Below are 19528 nucleotides of genomic sequence, written 5' to 3'. Positions count from 1 at the left end.
CGGGTCGGTCCGGACGTCACCAGCTTCAGCCGACGCGCTTTCCAAGTACGAGAATTCGGGTGCGCATGGCACTGACCCTCCCCCCGGCACGCACTCACTGTCAAGTGGGTGGGACGGGCGTCTCATTATGTGAGCGCAGGGCCGTTCCACCTCCCAGGACGGCAGGCATCCCGGAGCCCACACCACCGACGACCGGGCTGGTGGGAGCGTTGCCGACGCCCGCGCCGACGGTGTTGGTGTACACCCCCGCGCCACCGCCGGCGAACACCGGTTCGGCCGGTCCGTGCGGCACCGGGTAGTGGCCGGTTGCGAGCGCTCTGCGCAGCCGGTGCTCGTCCAGCGGCCCGGAGAAGGCCATGCCCTGCCCGTGCGTGCAGCCCATCGCCCGCAGGGCGACGATCTGCTCGGGCAGGTCCACGCCGTCGGCCACGGACGCGAGTCCGAGGTCGGTGGCGATACGCAGCAGCCCACTGGTGATCTTGTGCAGCCGCGCGGACTCGACGACGCCCTCGACCAGGCTGCGGTCCAGCTTGAGGACGTCGACGGGGAGCCGCCTGAGGGCGGTGATCGCCGCGTAGCCGCTGCCGAAGCCGTCGCGGGTGATCCGGACGCCGACCCGCCGCAGGGCGTTGAGCCGGCGCTCCAGTTCGTCCAGGCCGACCCGGGGGTCGGTGTCGGACAGCTCGATCACCAGGGAACCCGGCGGCAGCCCGTGCCGGGTGAGCAGGGCCTCCACGGAGCCCAGCGGCATGGAGCGGTCGAGCAGCCGGCGGGCGCCGATGCGCACGGCCACCGGCACCGACAGGCCCGCCGCCGCGCGTTCCGCGGCCTGCTCGACGGCCTCCTGGAGCACCCAGCGGTCCAGCTCGGCCGTCTTGTCGCCGTCCTCGGTGACCCGCAGGAACTCGGCGGGGGTGAACAGCACCCCCTGGGACGAGCGCCAGCGCGCCTGGGCGCAGACGGACGTGATCCGGCCGTCCGTCAGGGACACCACCGGCTGGTGCAGCAGCGCGAACTCGCCGTCGTGCAGCGCGGCCCGCAGCCGGCCGGCCAGCTCGGCCTTGCGTACGACGTCCTGCTGCATCTGCGGGCGGTACAGCTCGACGCGTCCCTTGCCGCCCGCCTTGGCGCGGTACATGGCGAGGTCGGCGTTGCGCAGCAGCTCGCCCGCGCCGAGGCCCGGTTCGGCGAACGCGACGCCGATGGAGGCGTTGACGCGGACATCGTTGCCGTCGATGAGGTAGGGCTGCGAGAGCGTCGTCCTGAGGCGGTCGGCGAGCTCCAGGATGTGGCCCTCCCGTGCGGCCCGGTCGCGGGTGCCGTCCCCGGCGATCAGGGCGGCGAACTCGTCGCCGCCCAGCCGGGAGGCGGTGTCCCCCTTGCGGACGGCCTCCTGGAGTCTGCGCGCGGCCTGGACGAGGAGCTCGTCCCCGGCCTGGTGCCCGATGGTGTCGTTGACCGCCTTGAAGCCGTCGAGGTCGATGAAGAGCACCGCCGTGCCGCGCAGGGCGGCGCCCCGGTCGGAGGCGCGGCGGCCGGACAGGGCCTGCTGGACGCGCCGGGTGAACAGGGCGCGGTTGGGCAGGTCGGTGAGCGGGTCGTGCTCGGCGTTGTGCTGGAGCTGCGCCTGGAGGCGCACTCTTTCCGTCACGTCCCGGCTGTTGAAGATGAGGCCCCCGTGGTGCCGGTTGACGGTCGACTCGACGTTGAGCCAGCCGCCGTCCCCGGACCGGAAGCGGCACTCGATGCGCGTGGTGGGTTCCTCGACCGGGTCGGCGGCGAGGAAGCGGCGCACCTCGTGCACGACGCAGCCGAGGTCCTCCGGGTGGATGAGCCCGGCCAGCTCGCTGCCGACGAGGTCCTCCGCCGGACGGCCGTAGACCCCGGCGGCGGCCGGGGAGACGTAGCGGAGGATGCCGTTGGGCGCGGCGATCATGATGACGTCGCTGGAGCCCTGTACCAGGGAACGGAAGTGGTTCTCCTTCTGGGCCAGTTCCTGGGTGAGGGTGATGTTGTCGAGCAGCATGATGCCCTGGCGTACGACCAGCGCGAGCACCACCGTGCCGCAGGTCAGCAGCACCACACGGTCGACGCTGCGGCCGTTGAGGACGTTGTAGAGGATCCCCAGGGTGCAGACCGCGGCGGCGAGGTAGGGAGTCAGCGCGGCCAGCGACCCGGCGATGGGCCGGGATGCCGGGTAGCGGCTGTGCTCGTCACCCGGCGTCGACGCGGGCTGGGCGGCGGGCACCGGACGAGGGTCCGCCGGACGCCGGCCCGGCACGTGCTCGTGGACCACCCGCGTGTGGCCGCCGGCTCCCTCCTCGCCCCGCGGCCGTCCGCGCCACGACGTGGCCCAGGGGGCGTAGGCCAGCAGCAGCGAGCCCGCGAACCAGCCGGCGTCGAGCAACTGGCCGGAGCGGTAGTTGTTGTGCAGCAGCGGCGAGGTGAACAGGGCGTCGCACATCACCGTCAGTGCGAGCGCGCCGATGGCGGTGTTGACCGTGGACCGTCCCACGGGCGAACGCCTGAAGTGCAGCGCGAGCACCATGCTGATCAGGGCGATGTCGAGCAGCGGATACGCCACGGAGAGCGCGGCGTGCGCCACGCTGGAACCACCCTCGGCCTTCGCCGCCTGGGCGAGCGCCAGGCTCCAGGCCAGGGTCAGCAGCGAACCGCCGATCAGCCAGGCGTCCAGCCCGAGGCAGATCCAACCCGCCTTGGTCACCGGTCGTTTGGCCAGCACCAGCAGTCCCACGATCGCGGGCGGCGCGAAGCACAGGAAGAACAGGTCGGCGTAGCTGGGGCTGGGCACCGGCTGCCGCAGGACGACCTCGTACCAGCCCCAGACCAGGTTGCCCAGGGCCGCCATCGCCGAGGAGAGGGCGAACAGGAGCCAGGCGGGCCGGAAGCGGACCCGGTGGCCGCGGGCGTAGACGAAGCAGGAGACGGCTGCGGCGCCGGCGGCGGCGCTCAGCCCGAAATCGCCCATGATCGTCGCGACGTACTCGGAACCCCAGCCGAACGCGGAACCGACGGCGTACGCCGCGCAGACCACGGCCAGGGCGAGCTGGCGGAAGAGGGCGGGCCCGCCGACGTGCGGCGTCGGCGCGGGCGGCAGGGGTCCGGACGGAGTCGTCGTCCGCGGCGCTCCGTCCAGCGTGGACACGGACGTGGGCGGACTCACCGGGACCTCCCGGTCCGCGCCGCCGCGTCCCGCGGGCCGGGGTGCGCCGCAGCCGGCTGCCTCCTGCGGCTGCTCTGGCGGCGTTGATGATGACCGTGCTGACCGTGATGGCCACCGTGGTGACCTTGCTGACCCCGCCTGCGCGTGGCCGTGCGCCAGGGTCGCCGGCGGCGGCTCCGCCGCGTCGGGTCGTTCGTCCATAGGCCGTGCATCGCCCGTCGCCCCCCTCACAGTCTGAGTTGTCCGTCCCCGGCGCCGAACCGTGCGCGGCGCATCCCCTGTCGGACGATACACCAGTCTCGTCACTCAGGGACATAGCTTCTCTACGCTCCGTGACGACCAGGGAATATGCGGGTACCCACCGCGCCCGAAAGGTTGCGGAGGGTGCCTGAAACGGATTACCCGCCCGTCGTCACGATCACGTTGCGCAGCGGCTCCCGGTTCACGAACCGGGTCAACTGGTCCGTCAACAGCCGCTTGGCGCGCGGCAGGAAGGCGGACGTCGGCCCGCCGGCGTGCGGGCTGACGAGCACTCCCGGAGCCTGCCACAGCGGGTGGCCCGGCGGCAGCGGTTCGGGGTCGGTGACGTCGAGGGCGGCGGTGACGCGCCCGCTCTCCAGTTCGGCGAGCAGCGCCTTGGTGTCGACGACGGGGCCGCGCGCCACGTTGACGAGCAGGGCCCCGTCCTTCATCCGGGCCAGGAAGTCCGCGTTCACGAGGCCGCGGGTCGCCTCGGTGAGCGGCGTGGAGAGGATGACGACGTCCGCCTCCGGAAGCAGGGCGGGCAGTTCGGTGAGCGGGTGCACCGGACCGCGCGCCGTGGTGCGAGCGGAGCGCGCGACGCGCGCCACCCGCGCGACCTCGAACGGCACGAGCCGGTCCTCGATCGCGGCGCCGATCGACCCGTATCCGACGATGAGCACGTTCCGGTCGGCGAGCGCCGGCCGGAAGCCGCCGAGCCATTCGCCCCGGTCCTGCGCCCGCACGAAGTCGGGAACACCGCGCAGCGACGCCAGGATCAGGGTCAGGGTCAGCTCCGCGGTGCTGGCCTCGTGCACACCGCGCGCGTTGCACAGCCGTACGCCCGCGGGCAGGTGCCCGAGTCCCGGCTCCACGTGGTCGATGCCGGCGGAGAGCGTCTGGACGACCTGCACGGACCGCATCCGCGGCAGCGGGCGTATCCCGAGCCCGCTGGGCTTCATGTAGGGGACGACGTAGAACGCGCAGTCGGCCGGGTCGGCGGGGAAGTCCTCCTCGCCGTTCCAGTAACGGTATGCGGGACCCTCGGGGAGGCCCTCGATCTCGTCCGGCGGGATGGGCAGCCACACGTCAGCAGTCATGTCAGGAGGCTATGTCAGGACCGTGGAACGGCAGAGGTTAGGTTGGGTGGCCTGACGAGGGAGGGTCACGACCAGGTGGAGCGCAGGACGATCGGCGCGACGGCACTCGCTGTGGGGGCCGTCGGACTGGGGTGCATGCCGATGAACTGGGCGTACAGCGCGTCGCGGCAGCGGGGGGACGAGTCGGTCAGGGCGGTGCACCGGGCCCTCGACCTGGGCGTCTCCCTGCTGGACACGGCGGACATGTACGGCCCGTTCACCAACGAGCTGCTGCTGGGACGGGTGTTGAAGGAGCGGCGCTCCGATGCGTTCGTGTCGACGAAGGTCGGACTGCTCGTCGGTGACCAGCACATCGTGGCCAACGGCCGTCCCGGCTATGTGCGGCGCGCCTGCGACGCCTCCCTGCGCCGGCTGCAGACGGACGTCATCGACCTTTACCAACTGCACCGGGCGGACCCGGAGGTGCCCGTCGAGGAGACCTGGGGCGCGATGGCGGAGCTGGTGCGGGCCGGGAAGGTACGGGCGCTCGGCCTGTGCGCGGTCGGTGCCCGGTCGGCCCGGCGGCCGGGGGCGCGGCTGCACGACGCGACCGTGCGGCAGCTGGAGCGGGTGCAGCAGGTCTTCCCGGTGAGCGCGGTCGAGGCCGAGCTGTCGGTGTGGTCGCCGGAGGCGCTGCGGACGCTGCTGCCGTGGTGCGAGAGCAGGGGCGTCGGTTTCCTCGCCGCGATGCCGCTCGGCAACGGCTTCCTGACGGGCACCCTGACCCCCGGTCAGGGCTTCGAGCCGGAGGACCTGCGGGCCCGGCACCCCCGTTTCACCGCCGAGATGATGGCCGCCAACCAGCCGATCGTGGCCGGGCTGCGCCGGATCGCGACCCGGCACGGCGACGACGTGACGCCGGCGCAGGTGGCGCTGGCCTGGGTGCTGGCGCAGGGGCGGCACGTGGTGCCGGTGCCGGGCACCAAGCAGGAGCGCTGGGTGACACAGAACGCGGGGGCGGCCTCGCTGCGGCTGACCGGGCCGGACCTGGCGGAGGTCGGCGGCCTGCCGACGGCGCAGGGCTCGTGGGACTGAGGCGGTGGACGGGATTCCAGATTCCGTGATCGGGAACCTGGAGAGGCCCAGCGGTGTATGACAGGGAGAACCCGCCGCGTCGAAGGGACTCCGATCGTGCGACGTCGATCCGTGACGGCCGTGCTGGCCGCCGCCCTCCTGCTGACGGCCGGCTGCTCCTCCGGTGACGGGGAGCCGTCGGGCGCGGACGGGAGCGCCTCCGCCGACCGTACGACGGCGGGGTCGTCGCCTCCGGGCCCGGCCGCCGAGCGGACACCGCCCGCGAAGGGCTCCGTGAAGGTGGTCCGCACGGTCACCACGGGCCTGAGGAGTCCGTGGGGTCTGGCTCCGCTGCCGGGCGGTGGCCTGCTGGTCTCCTCGCGTGACGAGGCCACGATCACGCGGGTCGACGAGAAGACGGGCCGCAAGACGGAGCTCGGCGAGGTGCCCGGGGTGTCGCCGGCCGGGGAGGGCGGCCTGCTGGGCATCGCCCTCTCCCCCGACTACGCGTCGGACCACATGATCTACGCCTACTTCACCTCGGCCTCGGACAACCGCATCGTGCGCATGCTGTACGACGCGAAGAAGCCGCCGGGAGAGCAGCTGGGCGCCCCGGACACGGTGTTCAAGGGCATCCCCAAGGGCGTCATCCACAACGGCGGCCGGATCGCGTTCGGGCCGGACGGGATGCTGTACGCGGGCACGGGCGAGAGCGGTGAGAGGGGCCTGTCGCAGGACAAGGAGTCCCTCGGCGGCAAGATCCTGCGCCTGACGCCGCAGGGCGAGCCGGCGCCCGGCAACCCGTTCCCGGACTCCCCGGTGTACTCCTTCGGGCACCGCAACGTGCAGGGGCTGGCCTGGGACGGCAAGCAGCGGCTGTTCGCCTCGGAGTTCGGGCAGGAAACCTGGGACGAGCTGAACGCGATCGAGCCCGGGGGCAACTACGGCTGGCCCGAGGCGGAGGGCAGGTCCGGCGACTCCGCCTTCCTGAACCCCGTCGCCCAGTGGAGCACCGACGAGGCCTCGCCCAGCGGCGTCGCCTTCGCCGAGGGTTCCGTGTGGATGGCGGGCCTGCGCGGCGAGCGGCTGTGGCGCGTCCCGCTGAACGGAACACGGACCTCGGCCGACCCGCAGGCGTTCCTGGAGGGCGAGTACGGCCGGCTGCGCACGGTGGCCGCGGCGGGCGGCGACAAGCTGTGGCTCGTGACCAGCGACACGGACGGCCGGGGCGACGCGGGGGACGGGGACGACCGGATCCTGGAGCTGGAGGTGACGTAGGCGGCGCCCGTCAGGCCTCCGGCGGTTCCTCGGTGGACGCCCGTGGCCCGGCCTCCGGCCTCCCGGAGCCCGCCCGGTGGACGACGACCTTGCCCGAGGCGAGGTCTATCGGGCCGTGGCCCGGGTCGCCGTCGCCGACGTCCTCCCGGGTCAGTTCCAGCCGGTTCTGCTCGTCGCGGGTGTGCTGGCGACCGGGGGCGAACAGCCCCTCGAAAGCGTCGAACACGCGTCCTCCCTCGGTCGGCGTCCCTCCAGCGTAGGCCTCAGTCGGCCGAACGGGTGGTGAGCGTCCCGGCCGGGAACAGCGCCAGCCGGTGCGCGAGCGCCGCCGCCTCGCCGCGGCCCGAGACGCCGAGCTTGGCCAGGATGTTGGACACGTGGACGCTGGCGGTCTTCGGCGAGATGAAGAGCTCCTCGGCTATCTGGCGGTTGGTGCGGCCGTCGGAGACCAGGCGCAGGACGTCCCGTTCCCGGCTGGTGAGACCGAGGGCGTCGGCCGGGTCGGCGGGGGCGGTGGCCGGTTCGGCGGCGCGGCCGAGGACGAGCCCGGCGCGCAGGGCGAGCCGGTCGACGGCGTCACCGAGCGGGCGGGCGCCGAGGTGGCCGGCGACGGTGCGGGCGAGACGGAGCAGTTCCGTGGCGCGGGCCCGCTCGTCGTCGCCGCCGGCGGCCAGCAGGGCACCGGCCAGCCGGTGGCGGACGCGGGCGAGGTCGTAGGGCCGCTCCAGGCACTCGAACGCGGTGACCGTCTCCGACCAGGCCCGTACGGTGTCCCGGCCCCGGGCGCGGTCGAGTTCGGCGCGGACCCAGCGTTCGTGGGCGACCCAGACCGGGGCGCCCGTGGTGAGCGACTTGGCGGCCCCGGCGAGGCGTTCGAGTACCTCGGCGCGGCCCTGCTCGGTGGCCGGCAGGCCGTGTGCGTCGGCCTCGGCCTCGGCGGCGGCCAGCAGCAGGGGCCAGCCGTAGCGCTGGGTGCCGGGCGGGAAGCCGGCTGTCAGGGCGCGGTCGAGTTCGGCCCGGGCGTCGAGGACACGGCCCTCGGCGGCGGCGACGCCGAGGGTGAGGGCGGCGAGCGGCAGGTGGTACTGCGGCGTGAGGTTGTGCGTGCCGTAGGCGGCGCGGGCCTCGGCGAGCAGCCGGGCGGCCTCGGCCGTCTCACCGCGGGCGAGCGCGACGACGGCGCGCTTGAGGCAGGCGCCGCCGCGCGGTGCGGGCCCCCTGCCCGGGGCCGCGGCGGTGAGCGCGGCCTCGATCGCCTCGTCCCAGCGGCCCAGGGAGATGAGCGACTCGGCGAGGTTGCCCCACACCCAGGCCTCGGACTCCAGCAGACCCGTGCGGCGGGTGAGGTCGATGCCCTCGCGCAGGATGCCGACCGCCTCCTCGGAGCGGCCGATGCTCTCCAGGACCGAGGGCAGGTTGACATGGCTGCGGGCGACCACGACGGACTGCCCCTGCGCCACGACCCGGTCCCTGACCTGGTACATCTCGGCGAGCCCCGCGTCGATGTGGCCGGAGTCGACCATCAGTCCGCCGAGGGTGAGCCGGGCGTTGAGTTCGATGTCGGAGGCGCCCACCATCCGCGCGTACTCCACGGCGCGCTCCGCGGCGGTCACGGCGTCCGGGCCGGGGTTGTGGAGCATCGACCAGTTGGCCGCCATGGCCAGCACCTCGGCGTGCACCTTGGACGGCGGCAGCCCGCGGACCAGTTCCTGGGCGATGCCCAGCTCACGCCAGCCGTCGCCGCGGCCCTGGGCCTGGACCAGCAGGGAGCGCTGCGTCCAGAACCAGGCGGCGCGCTGCGGGTCCCGTGCGCTCGGCCGGGCGTCGGGGCCGGGTTCCTGTTCCTCCTCCAGCAGGCGCAGCGCCCGCTTGGTGATCTTCAGGGCGCGCTCGCGTTCCCCGCACAGCCGTCCGGCCACGGCGGCCTCGGCCATCAGGTCGAGGTAGCGCAGGGGCGCGGTCTCCGGGTGGCAGCCACAGGGCGGATAGACCTCGGTGTAGTCGACGGGGCGCAGGGTGTCGCGTACGTCGTCGGGGGCGGCGTCCCACAGTTCCATGGCCCGTTCCAGCAGCCGGAGCTGCTCGGAGTAGGCGTGGCGCCGGCGGGCCTCGACGGAGGCGTCGAGTACGGCGGGCAGGGCTTTGGCCGGGTCGTGGGCGTGGTACCAGTAGCTGGCCAGGCGCATCACGCGCTCGGCGGCGGGCACCAGCGTCGGATCGGCGTCCAGGGCCTCGGCGTAGCGGCGGTTGAGGCGGGAGCGCTCGCCGGGGAGCAGGTCGTCGGCGACGGCCTCGCGGACCAGGGAGTGGCGGAAGCGGTAGCCGTCCCCGTCGGGCGCGGGGAGCAGGAGGTTGGCGTTCACGGCGGCCCGCAGCGCCTCGATGAGGTCGTCCTCGGCGAGCCCGGCGACGGCGGCGAGCAGCCGGTACTCCACCGTGGAGCCGCCCTCGGCGACGATCCGGGCGACGCGCTGCGCGCTCTCGGGCAGGGCCTCGACGCGGACCAGGAGCAGGTCGCGCAGGGAGTCGGTGAGGCCGGTGCAGCAGCCCTCGTGGGCGGCGACGGCGAGTTCCTCGACGAAGAAGGCGTTGCCGTCGGAGCGCTCGAAGATCTCGTCGACCTGGAGCTGGTCGGGTTCGTGGGCGAGGATGCCGGCGATCTGGCGGCCGACCTCGTCGCGGGTGAAGCGGCCGAGTTCGATGCGGCGGACGGTGCGCAGGCGGTCGAGCTCGGCGAGCAGGGGGCGCAGCGGGTGGCGGCGGTGGATGTCGTCGGAGCGATAGGTGGCCAGGACGACGAGGCGGCCGGTGCGCAGGGTGCGGAAGAGGTAGGCGATCAGGTGCCGGGTGGAGGCGTCGGCCCAGTGCAGGTCCTCCAGGACGAGGACGACGGTGTGCCGGGCGGCGACGCGCTCCAGCAGGCGGGCGGTGAGCTCGAAGAGGCGGGCCATGCTCTCCTCGTCGTGCCGTCCGCCGCCGGCGCCGGCGCCGAGGACGGACTCGCCCAGTTCGGGCAGCAGCCGGGCCAGTTCCTCCTCCTGCCCGGCGGCAGCAGCGGCCAGCTCCGCGGGCAGTTCGCGGCGCAGGGCGCGCAGCGCGGTGGAGAAGGGGGCGAAGGGCAGCCCGTCGGCGCCGATCTCGACGCAGCCGCCGAGTGCGACGACGGCGCCCTGCCGGCGTGCGGCGGTGGCGAACTCCTCGACGAGGCGGGTCTTGCCGACGCCCGCCTCGCCGCCGAGCAGCAGTGCCTGCGGCTCTCCGGCGCCGGACGCCTGGGCGGTCCCCCCGCCGGCGGCGCGGACGAGTGAGTCGTGCAACGTGTCCAGTTCGCCTGCGCGGCCGATGAACACGGGACTGACGGACCTGGTCTCCACGTGCCCGAGCATCGCACGCGGGTTGGGCGGCGGGGCACCGGTTTTCGGGAGGAGGGCGGTGGACGGCACGACGGCGGGGAGGGAGGCCGTGCGGCCTCCCTCCCCGGTCCCCCCGTTCACGCGGCCCGGGCGAACCGGTGCCTGCGCAGCCGGGACGTATGGCTCTCCGCCGGGGCCGCGCCGTGGCGGGCGTCCCGGCGGGCGGCGCGACGGGCGCGGACTGCCTCGCGGGCCAGCCTGGCCCGGTCGGCCCGGCGGATCAGTTCGGCGGCGCGGAGCTGCTGGATCTCGTACTCGTACATGGTGTGTCCCTTGGTGAGAGGCCGGTTTCGCATTCGCTCGCTTGCGATGCCTCTACCTTCGTCTCCCAGGGGGGTGGGCCACATCGGGTAAGTTCCGCATCTTCGGTGCCCGCGCGGGGCCTTAGACACGGGTGAGGGGTCTTAGGGCGTGCGCCGGGGGCGCGCTGATGCCCTAAGACCCCTCAGGAGGTCGGGTCAGCCGGTGGACGGCAGTCCCAGCAGGACGTCCGTGTACTTGAGGACGGCCAGGAGCAGCCCGATGACGCCGAGCGCGACCCCCGCCCAGGCGACCGACTTGATCCACGGCGCCTGCGGCCTGCCGGGGGCGCCGAAGGCGGGCCGGGCCAGCACCACGACACCGACGATCAGCGCGAGCAGGGCGAACAGGCCGCCCCACAGTGCGGTGGCGTGCCAGGCGTTGCCGTAGCCCTTCTCGATCAGCGTGGCGACGTTGGAGGACGACGAGGTCTCCAGCTGGCCGATCAGCGACTCGCGCGCGGAGGCCACGGTGCCGACCCAGCTGCCGGTCAGCGCGACGATGCCGAGCCCGGCGGAGACGACGGCGCCGGCGCCCTGGCCGACACCCGTCGGGCCGTCCTTCTCGACGACACCCGCGTCGGCATAGGTCTCCGCGTCGGTCTCGTCCACCGCGGGGGCGTCGACCGCGGTGGCGTCACCGTCCACGGCCGTGTTCTCGGTGGCCTCGGTCTTCGCCACCTCGTCCACCTTGTCCAGGTCGGTCTTGCCGGCGGTCTCGTCCACTGTCTTCGTTCCCATGCCTCGCACCGTACGGACGCTCTCTGAGAGGTCCCTTAATGATCGTTGTGAGCGCCGCGCGCGCGTGCCGCACGCCACTCGGGCGCCAGTACCGCCCACACCTCGGTGTCTTGGCGGACGCCCCGATAGGGGAAGGTTTCGCGCAGTACGCCCTCCCGCATCATGCCGAGCCGCCGGGCGGCGTTGACACTGGGGGTGTTCGCGGACGAGGCGTGCCATTCCACGCGGTGCATGCCGCGCTCGTCGAAGGCCCAGTCGATCAGGACGCGGGCCCCGCGGGTGACGAGGCCCCGGCCCGTTCCGGCGGGCTCCAGCCAGCAGCCGATCTCGCAGACGCCGGTGGCCGCGTCGAAGACGCGGAAGAGCAGCCCGCCGACGAGCTTGCCGTCCAGCCACAGCCCGTGCAGGAAGCCGCTGTCGGCGGCGTGCCGGTCGGCGTAGGACTGGAGCAGTTCCCTGGCGGAGCCGATGTCGGTGGCCTTCGCGCCGAAGGGGATGTGCTCGGTGATGAAGTCCCTCCCCCGGTCCAGGTGGGCCAGGAACTCCTCGGCGTGCCAGGTCTCCAGGGGGCGCAGTTCGGCTCCGTCGTCACCCAGTGATATCGCGTACATCGCGCTGCCGTTCCTCCTCCGCCAGGACGTCCGCCACTTCGGCGTCCGTCGCCGCGGCCAGCCTCTCATGGGCGGCGCGGCACTCCGGCGGTTCGATGCTGAGGCGGGGCAGCCAGGCGTCCAGCCGACGCGGCAGCCACCAGTTGGCCCGGCCGAGCAGGTGCATCAGCGCGGGCACCAGGAGCGTGCGGAGCACGAAGGCGTCCAGCGCTACGGCGGCGGCGAGCGCGATGCCGAACATGGCGATCACCCGGTCGCCGCTGAGCACGAAGGCGAGGAACACCGAGATCATGATGACCGCGGCGGAGTTGATCACCCGGCTGGTCTCGGCGAGCCCGACGCGCACGGCCCGGCGGTTGTCGCCGGTCTCCAGCCACTCCTCGTACATCCGGCTGACCAGGAAGACCTGATAGTCCATGGAGAGCCCGAAGAGCACCGACACCATGATCACGGGCAGGAAGGGCTCGATCGGGCCCGCGCTGCCGAGTCCGAGCAGTTCGCTGCCCCAGCCCCATTGGAAGATCGCGACGACGATCCCGAAGGAGGCGGCCACGGCGGCGACGTTCATCGCCGCGGCCTTGACCGGGATGCCGATCGAGCGGAAGGCCAGCAGGAGCAGCAGGCAGCCGAGCCCGACGACGACCCCGACGAACAGCGGCAGCTTGCCGACGATGACCCCGGCGAAGTCGTCGTAGCCGGCCGTCACTCCGCCGACGTGCACGTCGAGCGACGTACCGGTCTCGGCACGCGGCAGCACCTCGGAGCGCAGCCGCTCGACGAGGTCGCTGGTCGTCCGGGACTGTGGGGCCGACTCGGGCACGACGGCGAGATACGCGGTGTCGCCGGCGGAGTTGTACGTCACCGGCGTCACCGAGGAGACCCCCTCGGTGGCGCGCAGCGAGGCGCCCAGGTTGTCCAGGGCGAGCCGGTCCTCTGCGCCGCCCACCTTGGTGACCAGGGTGAGGGGGCCGTTCACCCCGGGGCCGAAGCCGTCGGCGAGCAGGTCGTACGCCTGGCGGGTGGTCGTGCCCCGGGGGTCGTTGCCCTGGTCGGAGGTGCCCAGGCGCAGTCCGAGGGTGGGTAGGGCGAGGACCGTGACGACGACCAGCGCGAGGACGCCGAGCAGCTTGGGGTGGCGCTCGACGAACGCCGACCAGCGGGCGGCGAGCCCGGTCGGCAGCTCGGGTTCGGGCCCGTGCTCGGCGAGTCGGCGCCGCTCGCGGCGGCTCAGGGCGCGCGGGCCGATGTACGACAGCAGGGCCGGCAGCAGCGTCACGGAGGCGGCGACGGTGAGCACGACGGTCAGCGAGGCGGCGATGGCCACGCCGTTGAGGAAGCTGAGGCGCAGGATCAGCATGCCGAGGAGGGCGATGCACACGGTGGCGCCCGCGAAGACGACCGCGCGTCCCGTGGTCGCGACGGCACTGGTGGCGGCCTCGGTGACGGACAGGCCGCGCTTCAGCCCGCGCCGGTGCCGGGTGACGACGAACAGCGCGTAGTCGATGCCCACGCCGAGCCCGATGAGGGTGCCCAGCATGGGCGCGAAGTCGGCGACGGTCATGGCGTGGCCGAGCAGGGTGATGCCGGCGTAGGCGGTGCCGACGGAGACCAGTGCCGTGGCGATGGGCAGCAGGGAGGCGGCGAGGGACCCGAAGGCGAGGAACAGCACGACCGCGGCGACGGCCACACCGACGGCCTCGGCGAGGTGGCCGCCGGAGGACTCGGTGAGCGCGACGGCGCTGCCGCCCAGTTCGACCTGGAGCCCGTCGGTCGCGGCGGCCCTTGCGGTGTCGACGACCGCGCGCGCCTGGGCCGCGTCGATGTCCTGGGCCGGGGCGTCGAAGGTGACCGTGGCGTACGCCGTGTGGGCGTTCTCGCTGATCAGGGCCGATTCGGGGTCGTCGTACGGGTTGGTCACCGAGGCCACCCCGGGCAGCTCCGCGATGCGGTCCAGGGTGCGGGTCATGGTCTGTTCGACGTCGGCCGCGCGGACCGTCCCGGACGTGGTGTGCCAGACGACGGTGTCGCTGTCGCCGTCGAGTGCGGGGAAGCCCGATGCGAGCAGCCGGGAGGCGCGGTCGGAGTCGGTGCCGGGAACGCCGTAGTCGTTGGAGTACGCGGAGCCGGAGACGACGGCGGCCGTGGCGACCCCGCCGAGGGCGAGGAGCCAGAGCAGAACGGCGACGAGGCGGCGCTGGACACACCAGCGTGCGAGGGCTGCCACGAAACGTGCTCCCGGATGTCAGATTGTGGATCTTTGTCAGGGAACAGTCGTTCATGGTGTGAACAGCCCGCAAAGAACGCATGAGCAATGCGAAAGCCACTCTTACAGTCGGACGTGATCATTTGCGTACTTCGTGGTCTTATTCACAACACCGGGAGACGGTTCCCCGGACAATCAGGTGAACTCCGCCGTGGCGCGCGGCCGGAAATCCAGGTGCGCGCCACGCCGGCCGCCGCTATGCATGGCTGTCTATGTCCGAACTCACTCACACCGCCTATCCGCGCAGCAACGGTTACGACCTGCGCTGGATCATCGAGCACCAGATGGGCCCACATCCGCTGTGGCTGCTGGAATGGCTGGCCCCGGCCCTGGGGCTCGACCGCCTGCCGCCCGGCGCCCGGGTCCTGGACCTGGGCTGCGGACGGGCGCTCACCTCGGTCTTCCTGGCCCGGGAGTACGGCCTTCAGGTGACCGCCGCCGACCTGTGGATCCGGCCCGACGAGAACGCGGTGCGCATCGCCGAGGCGGGCGTCGCGGACCGGGTGCTGCCGGTGTACGCCGAGGCGCACGACCTGCCCTTCGGCGAGGGCACGTTCGACGCGGTCGTCAGCATCGACGCCTACCAGTACTTCGGCACCAGTGACCTCTACCTGCCCACGCTCACCCGGCTGCTCAAGCCCGGCGGGCGGATCGGCGTCGTCGTCCCGGCGCTGCGGGAGGAGCCGGAGGGCGTGGAGCCGCCGGAGCATCTGAGGCCGTACTGGGATCCGGGGTTCTGGGCGTTCCACTCCCCCGCCTGGTGGCGACGGCACTGGACGCGCAGCGGCGCCGTGGAGGTCGAGGCCGCGGACTGGCAGCCGGACGGCTGGCGGGACTGGCTGCGGTGGAGCGAGGTGTGCGCGAAGGAGAGCCCGAGCGAGTTCATGGCGGGGATGGCACGCGACTCGGTGGAACTGCTGCGCGCCGACCAAGGGCGCGCGCTGGGCTTCGCACGGGTCGTGGGGCGCCGTACGGCGTGACACGCCATGCCGTGCGCCGTGACAGGCACCGTGCGGCACACCGCCGTACGGCGTGACGCCGAGGGGGATGCACCGTGACCGATGCATCCCCCGAAGCGGTGAGAACCGGCGTCAGCCCTCGACGCCCAGCTTCTCCAGGATCAGTTCCTTGACGCGGGCCGCGTCCGCCTGACCCCGGGTCGCCTTCATGACCGCGCCGACCAGGGCGCCGGCCGCGGCCACCTTGCCGCCGCGGATCTTGTCGGCGACGCCCGGGTTGCCGGCGATGGCCTCGTCGACGGCGGCGGTCAGCGCGCCCTCGTCGGAGACGACCTTCAGGCCGCGCTTGTCGACGACCTCGTCCGGCGTGCCCTCACCGGCGAGGACACCCTCGATGACCTGGCGGGCCAGCTTGTCGTTCAGGTCGCCCTTCGTGACCAGCTCGGTCACCCGGGCCACCTGCTGCGGCGTGATCGCCAGCTCGTCCAGCGACTTCTGGGACTCGTTGGCGCTGCGGGCCAGCTCGCCCATCCACCACTTGCGGGCGGAGGCCGCGTCGGCACCGGCGTCGATCGTGGCGACGATCGGGTCCAGCGCACCGGCGTTGAGGATGGCCTGCATGTCGGTGCCGGAGATGCCCCACTCCTCGCGGAGCCGGTTGCGGCGCACCAGCGGCAGTTCGGGAAGGGCGGACCGGATCTCCTCGACCCACTCGCGGGACGGGGCCACCGGCACCAGGTCGGGCTCCGGGAAGTACCGGTAGTCCTCGGCCTCCTCCTTCACGCGGCCCGAGGTCGTCGACCCGGTGTCCTCGTGGAAGTGGCGGGTCTCCTGGATGATCGTGCCGCCGCTGTTCAGGACCGCCGCGTGCCGCTGGATCTCGAAGCGGGCCGCGCGCTCCACGGACCGCAGCGAGTTGACGTTCTTGGTCTCGGAGCGGGTACCGAACTTCTCGGTGCCGTTCGGACGCAGCGACAGGTTGACGTCGCAGCGCATCTGGCCCATCTCCATCCGGGCCTCGGACACGCCGAGCGCGCGGATGACCTCGCGCAGCTCGCGGACGTACGCCCGCGCGACCTCCGGCGCACGCTCCCCCGCGCCCTCGATCGGCTTGGTGACGATCTCGATGAGCGGGATGCCGGCGCGGTTGTAGTCCAGCAGGGAGTGGGACGCGCCGTGGATACGGCCGGTGGCGCCGCCGACGTGCGTCGACTTGCCGGTGTCCTCCTCCATGTGGGCGCGCTCGATCTGGACGCGGAAGGTCTCGCCGTCCTCCAGCTGCACGTCGAGGTAGCCGTTGAAGGCGATCGGCTCGTCGTACTGGGAGGTCTGGAAGTTCTTCGGCATGTCCGGATAGAAGTAGTTCTTCCGGGCGAAGCGGCACCACTCGGCGATCTCGCAGTTCAGCGCGAGGCCGATCTTGATCGCCGACTCGACGCCGGTCGCGTTGACGACCGGGAGCGCGCCGGGCATGCCGAGGCAGACGGGGCAGGTCTGGGTGTTCGGGTCGGCGCCCAGTGCGGTCGAACAGCCGCAGAACATCTTGGTCCGGGTGCCGAGTTCGACATGGACCTCGAGGCCCATGACGGGGTCGTACGACGCCAGCGCGTCCTCGTACGACACCAGGTCGGTCGTGGTGGTCACGGTGAAACTTCCCTCTCAGCCCAGCAGGACGTCGTCGTCGCCCAGCCGCTTCAGCTCGCGGTAGAGGATGGCGAGGCCGGTGACGATGGCGGCGGCGGACACGGCGGCGTCGACCAGACGGAGCGTGTCGCTCTCGGCGCGGGCGAGCTTCGCCTGCTTGGCGACGCTGAGCGCGCCGAACGCGGTGGTGGCCATGGACAGGTACAGGCCGTTCTTGGACTTCTTGAAGCCCTTGGCCTTCGACAGCTTGCTCACAGCGACGGAGCCTCCTCCAGCAGCGGGTGGCCCCACTTTTCCACGAAGGCGGCCTCGACGGCGGCGCCGACCTTGTAGAGCCGGTCGTCCTTCATGGCGGGGGCGATGATCTGCAGGCCCACCGGCAGGTTGTCCTCGGGGGCGAGGCCACAGGGCAGCGACATGGCCGCGTTGCCCGCCAGGTTGGTGGGGATGGTGCACAGGTCGGCCAGGTACATCGCCATCGGGTCGTCGGCGCGCTCGCCGATCGCGAAGGCGGTGGTCGGGGTCGTCGGGGAGACGATCACGTCGACCTGCTCGAACGCCTTCTCGAAGTCCCGCGTGATGAGGGTGCGGACCTTCTGGGCGCTGCCGTAGTACGCGTCGTAGTAGCCGGAGCTCAGGGCGTACGTGCCGAGCATGATGCGCCGCTTGACCTCGGGGCCGAAGCCGGCCTCGCGGGTCAGGGAGGTGACCTCCTCGGCGGAGTGCGTGCCGTCGTCGCCGGTCCGCAGGCCGTAGCGCAGGCCGTCGAAGCGGGCGAGGTTGGAGGAGCACTCGGAGGGCGCGATCAGGTAGTACGCGGAGAGCGCGAGGTCGAAGGACGGGCAGTCCAGCTCGACGATCTCGGCGCCCAGCTCCTTGAGCAGCTCGACGGACTCGTCGAAGCGCTGGATGACGCCGGCCTGGTAGCCCTTGCCGCGGAACTGCTTGACGACACCGACGCGCATGCCCTGCACGCTGCCGTTGCGGGCGGCCTCGACGACCGCGGGGACCGGGGCGTCGATGGAGGTGGAGTCCATCGGGTCGTGCCCGGCGATCACCTCGTGCAGCAGGGCCGCGTCCAGGACCGTGCGGGCGCAGGGGCCGCCCTGGTCGAGGGAGGAGGAGAAGGCCACCATGCCGTAGCGGGAGACGCCGCCGTACGTCGGCTTGACGCCGACCGTGCCGGTGACGGCCGCGGGCTGGCGGATGGAGCCGCCGGTGTCGGTGCCGATGGCCAGCGGGGCCTGGAAGGCGGCGAGGGCCGCGGAGGAGCCGCCGCCGGAGCCGCCGGGGATCTTGGTGAGGTCCCAGGGGTTGCCGGTCGGGCCGTACGCGCTGTTCTCGGTGGAGGAGCCCATCGCGAACTCGTCCATGTTGGTCTTGCCGAGGATGACGACGTCGGCGGCCTTGAGGCGCTTGGTGACGGTGGCGTCGTACGGCGGGATCCAGCCCTCGAGGATCTTCGAACCGACGGTCGTCGGCACGCCCTCGGTGGTGAAGATGTCCTTGAGCGCGAGCGGGACGCCGGCCAGCGGGCCGAGCTTCTCGCCGCGCTCGCGCTTCTCGTCCACGGCACGGGCCTGGGCGAGGGCGCCCTCGCGGTCGACGTGCAGGAAGGCGTGCACCTTCTCGTCGACGGCGTCGATGCGGGCCAGATGGGCCTCGGTGACCTCGACCGCGGTCAGCTCGCCGGAGGCGATCTTCGCGGCGATCTCGGCCGCGGTGAGCTTGATGATGTCGCTCATGGCGGTTACTCCTCCCCCAGGATCTGCGGCACCTTGAAACGCTGCTGCTCCTGGGCCGGGGCGCCGGAGAGCGCCTGCTCGGGCGTGAGCGACGGACGGACCTCGTCCGCGCGCATGACGTTCGTCAGCGGGAGCGGGTGAGAGGTCGGCGGTACGTCTTGGTCGGCGACCTCGCTGACGCGGGCGACCGCGCCGATGATGTCGTCCAGCTGTCCCGCGAAGTGCTCGAGCTCTTCGGGCTTCAGCTCCAGACGCGCCAGCCGGGCGAGGTGGGCGACCTCCTCGCGCGTGATGCCAGGCATGCAGCGTTCCTCTGGGGTGAGTGCGTGTGTTTCGGGCCGATCGGTTCGGGCCCAATCCTATGGGGCCGGGCCGGGTGGCCGTTAAACGGTTTCCCCCGGCGCCGCTCGCCTGCGTCGCGCCTCCCAGGCCGCGCTGCTCAGGAAGTGGTTGTCGTAGAGGTCCTGCACGTCGAGGATGCTCTCCGGCGGGACCTCGCCGAGGCGGATGCGCTGCAGGTGACGGAAGTACTCGAAGCGTTCGACGCCCGGCGTGAGGACGATGAGCAGGTCGGCGTCGGCTCCGGGCACGGCGGCGAAGGCGTGCGGCTTGCCGGGCGGGACGACGACGAGGTCGCCGGGGCCCGCGGTGAGGACCTCGTCGCCCGAGAGGATGTCGGCGGCGCCGTCCAGCAGGAAGAACATCTCGGCGGAGTTGTCGTGCCAGTGCGGCTTGGCGCCGTCGGCGCCCGCCGTGAGGGTGACGCGCTGGGTGGACAGGGCTCCGCCGGTCGCGCTGCTGTCGGCCAGCAGGCGCACGGTGGTGGGCGCGCGGCCGACGACCTCGGCCTCGGCCGCGCGGACGATCACGGACTCGTCGGACTTCGGAACGAACAGCGACATCGTCGGACCCCTTGGCGACGGTACGGGTGCGGCGGCACGGCTCGCGCCGGCCCACCCCGATCCAACCACCGGCACGGGACCGTGCCGGGCTGCACG

At 72.7% G+C, this 19528-nt stretch carries 16 protein-coding genes; 3 read left to right on the top strand and 13 right to left on the bottom strand.

The window, feature by feature from the left end; translation table 11 throughout:
- Positions 1–100: 100 nt before the first annotated feature.
- Positions 101–3184: a putative bifunctional diguanylate cyclase/phosphodiesterase gene (locus IEZ05_RS33815; protein WP_189234136.1), complete on the bottom strand. Its 3084-nt coding sequence runs from the start codon at positions 3182–3184 to the stop codon at positions 101–103.
- A 398-nt stretch (positions 3185–3582) separates the two neighbouring features.
- Positions 3583–4524, bottom strand: coding sequence for a 2-hydroxyacid dehydrogenase (locus IEZ05_RS33810; RefSeq protein WP_189234135.1), 942 nt, complete (start codon positions 4522–4524; stop codon positions 3583–3585).
- Positions 4525–4599: 75 nt separating this feature from the next.
- On the opposite strand from IEZ05_RS33810, the gene IEZ05_RS33805 reads away from it, so the two are divergent.
- The gene (locus IEZ05_RS33805) at positions 4600–5598 is read left to right on the top strand and encodes an aldo/keto reductase (protein ID WP_189234134.1); all 999 of its coding nucleotides are present in this window, start codon (positions 4600–4602) and stop codon (positions 5596–5598) included.
- A gap of 57 nt (positions 5599–5655) precedes the next feature.
- Positions 5656–6855 carry a PQQ-dependent sugar dehydrogenase gene (locus tag IEZ05_RS33800; protein WP_189234133.1) on the top strand — a complete coding sequence of 400 codons (1200 nt, stop codon included), beginning with the start codon at positions 5656–5658 and terminating at the stop codon, positions 6853–6855.
- 10 nt (positions 6856–6865) lie between these two features.
- On the opposite strand, the gene IEZ05_RS33795 is transcribed toward IEZ05_RS33800, so the two are convergent.
- From IEZ05_RS33795 to IEZ05_RS33770, 6 genes are all read right to left on the bottom strand, one after another.
- The gene (locus tag IEZ05_RS33795; RefSeq protein ID WP_189234161.1) at positions 6866–7081 is read right to left on the bottom strand and encodes a DUF6191 domain-containing protein; all 216 of its coding nucleotides are present in this window, start codon (positions 7079–7081) and stop codon (positions 6866–6868) included.
- Between the two features lie 37 nt (positions 7082–7118).
- Positions 7119–10241 carry a helix-turn-helix transcriptional regulator gene (locus IEZ05_RS33790; protein ID WP_189234132.1) on the bottom strand — a complete coding sequence of 1041 codons (3123 nt, stop codon included), beginning with the start codon at positions 10239–10241 and terminating at the stop codon, positions 7119–7121.
- A 104-nt stretch (positions 10242–10345) separates the two neighbouring features.
- A complete protein-coding gene (locus tag IEZ05_RS33785; RefSeq protein ID WP_189234131.1) occupies positions 10346–10531 on the bottom strand; it encodes a hypothetical protein in 186 nt (61 codons plus the stop codon).
- A 195-nt stretch (positions 10532–10726) separates the two neighbouring features.
- A complete protein-coding gene (locus IEZ05_RS33780) occupies positions 10727–11308 on the bottom strand; it encodes a hypothetical protein (protein ID WP_189234130.1) in 582 nt (193 codons plus the stop codon).
- Positions 11309–11343: 35 nt separating this feature from the next.
- Positions 11344–11919 carry a GNAT family N-acetyltransferase gene (locus IEZ05_RS33775; RefSeq protein ID WP_189234129.1) on the bottom strand — a complete coding sequence of 192 codons (576 nt, stop codon included), beginning with the start codon at positions 11917–11919 and terminating at the stop codon, positions 11344–11346.
- Positions 11897–14143: an MMPL family transporter gene (locus IEZ05_RS33770; protein ID WP_189234128.1), complete on the bottom strand. Its 2247-nt coding sequence runs from the start codon at positions 14141–14143 to the stop codon at positions 11897–11899. Before IEZ05_RS33770 ends, IEZ05_RS33775 begins: the two co-directional genes overlap by 23 nt.
- Positions 14144–14394: 251 nt before the next feature.
- Between IEZ05_RS33770 and IEZ05_RS33765 the strand changes: the two genes are divergently transcribed.
- A complete protein-coding gene (locus IEZ05_RS33765) occupies positions 14395–15162 on the top strand; it encodes an SAM-dependent methyltransferase (protein WP_189234127.1) in 768 nt (255 codons plus the stop codon).
- 111 nt (positions 15163–15273) lie between these two features.
- On the opposite strand, the gene gatB is transcribed toward IEZ05_RS33765, so the two are convergent.
- The 5 genes from gatB to IEZ05_RS33740 form a co-directional block, all read right to left on the bottom strand.
- Positions 15274–16785, bottom strand: coding sequence for an Asp-tRNA(Asn)/Glu-tRNA(Gln) amidotransferase subunit GatB (gene gatB, locus IEZ05_RS33760; RefSeq protein WP_189234126.1), 1512 nt, complete (start codon positions 16783–16785; stop codon positions 15274–15276).
- 15 nt (positions 16786–16800) lie between these two features.
- The gene (locus IEZ05_RS33755) at positions 16801–17040 is read right to left on the bottom strand and encodes a hypothetical protein (RefSeq protein ID WP_166002421.1); all 240 of its coding nucleotides are present in this window, start codon (positions 17038–17040) and stop codon (positions 16801–16803) included.
- Entirely contained in the window at positions 17037–18530 is a 1494-nt protein-coding gene (gene gatA, locus IEZ05_RS33750; protein WP_189234125.1) for an Asp-tRNA(Asn)/Glu-tRNA(Gln) amidotransferase subunit GatA, read from the bottom strand. Before gatA ends, IEZ05_RS33755 begins: the two co-directional genes overlap by 4 nt.
- 5 nt (positions 18531–18535) lie before the next feature.
- Positions 18536–18832: an Asp-tRNA(Asn)/Glu-tRNA(Gln) amidotransferase subunit GatC gene (gene gatC / locus IEZ05_RS33745; RefSeq protein ID WP_070023066.1), complete on the bottom strand. Its 297-nt coding sequence runs from the start codon at positions 18830–18832 to the stop codon at positions 18536–18538.
- Positions 18833–18913: 81 nt separating this feature from the next.
- Positions 18914–19432: a cupin domain-containing protein gene (locus IEZ05_RS33740; protein ID WP_189234124.1), complete on the bottom strand. Its 519-nt coding sequence runs from the start codon at positions 19430–19432 to the stop codon at positions 18914–18916.
- Positions 19433–19528 lie beyond the last annotated feature (96 nt).

It is taken from the genome of Streptomyces flaveolus (assembly GCF_014648815.1).
GTDB classification, from domain to species: Bacteria; Actinomycetota; Actinomycetes; order Streptomycetales; family Streptomycetaceae; genus Streptomyces; species Streptomyces flaveolus.
The sequence above is the reverse complement of the archived record's forward strand: the minus strand, read 5'-3'. Positions and strand labels throughout refer to the sequence as shown.

What these genes read in the sequence shown, in the direction of transcription:
- IEZ05_RS33780 (WP_189234130.1), bottom strand. Translation starts at nt 11,308, where the DNA reads ATGGGAACGAAGACAGTGGACGAGACCGCCGGCAAGACCGACCTGGAC.
- IEZ05_RS33765 (WP_189234127.1), top strand. Translation starts at nt 14,395, where the DNA reads ATGTCCGAACTCACTCACACCGCCTATCCGCGCAGCAACGGTTACGAC.
- IEZ05_RS33790 (WP_189234132.1), bottom strand. Translation starts at nt 10,241, where the DNA reads ATGCTCGGGCACGTGGAGACCAGGTCCGTCAGTCCCGTGTTCATCGGC.
- IEZ05_RS33810 (WP_189234135.1), bottom strand. Translation starts at nt 4,524, where the DNA reads ATGACTGCTGACGTGTGGCTGCCCATCCCGCCGGACGAGATCGAGGGC.
- IEZ05_RS33785 (WP_189234131.1), bottom strand. Translation starts at nt 10,531, where the DNA reads ATGTACGAGTACGAGATCCAGCAGCTCCGCGCCGCCGAACTGATCCGC.
- gatC (WP_070023066.1), bottom strand. Translation starts at nt 18,832, where the DNA reads ATGCCTGGCATCACGCGCGAGGAGGTCGCCCACCTCGCCCGGCTGGCG.
- IEZ05_RS33740 (WP_189234124.1), bottom strand. Translation starts at nt 19,432, where the DNA reads ATGTCGCTGTTCGTTCCGAAGTCCGACGAGTCCGTGATCGTCCGCGCG.
- IEZ05_RS33775 (WP_189234129.1), bottom strand. Translation starts at nt 11,919, where the DNA reads ATGTACGCGATATCACTGGGTGACGACGGAGCCGAACTGCGCCCCCTG.
- IEZ05_RS33800 (WP_189234133.1), top strand. Translation starts at nt 5,656, where the DNA reads ATGACAGGGAGAACCCGCCGCGTCGAAGGGACTCCGATCGTGCGACGT.
- gatA (WP_189234125.1), bottom strand. Translation starts at nt 18,530, where the DNA reads ATGAGCGACATCATCAAGCTCACCGCGGCCGAGATCGCCGCGAAGATC.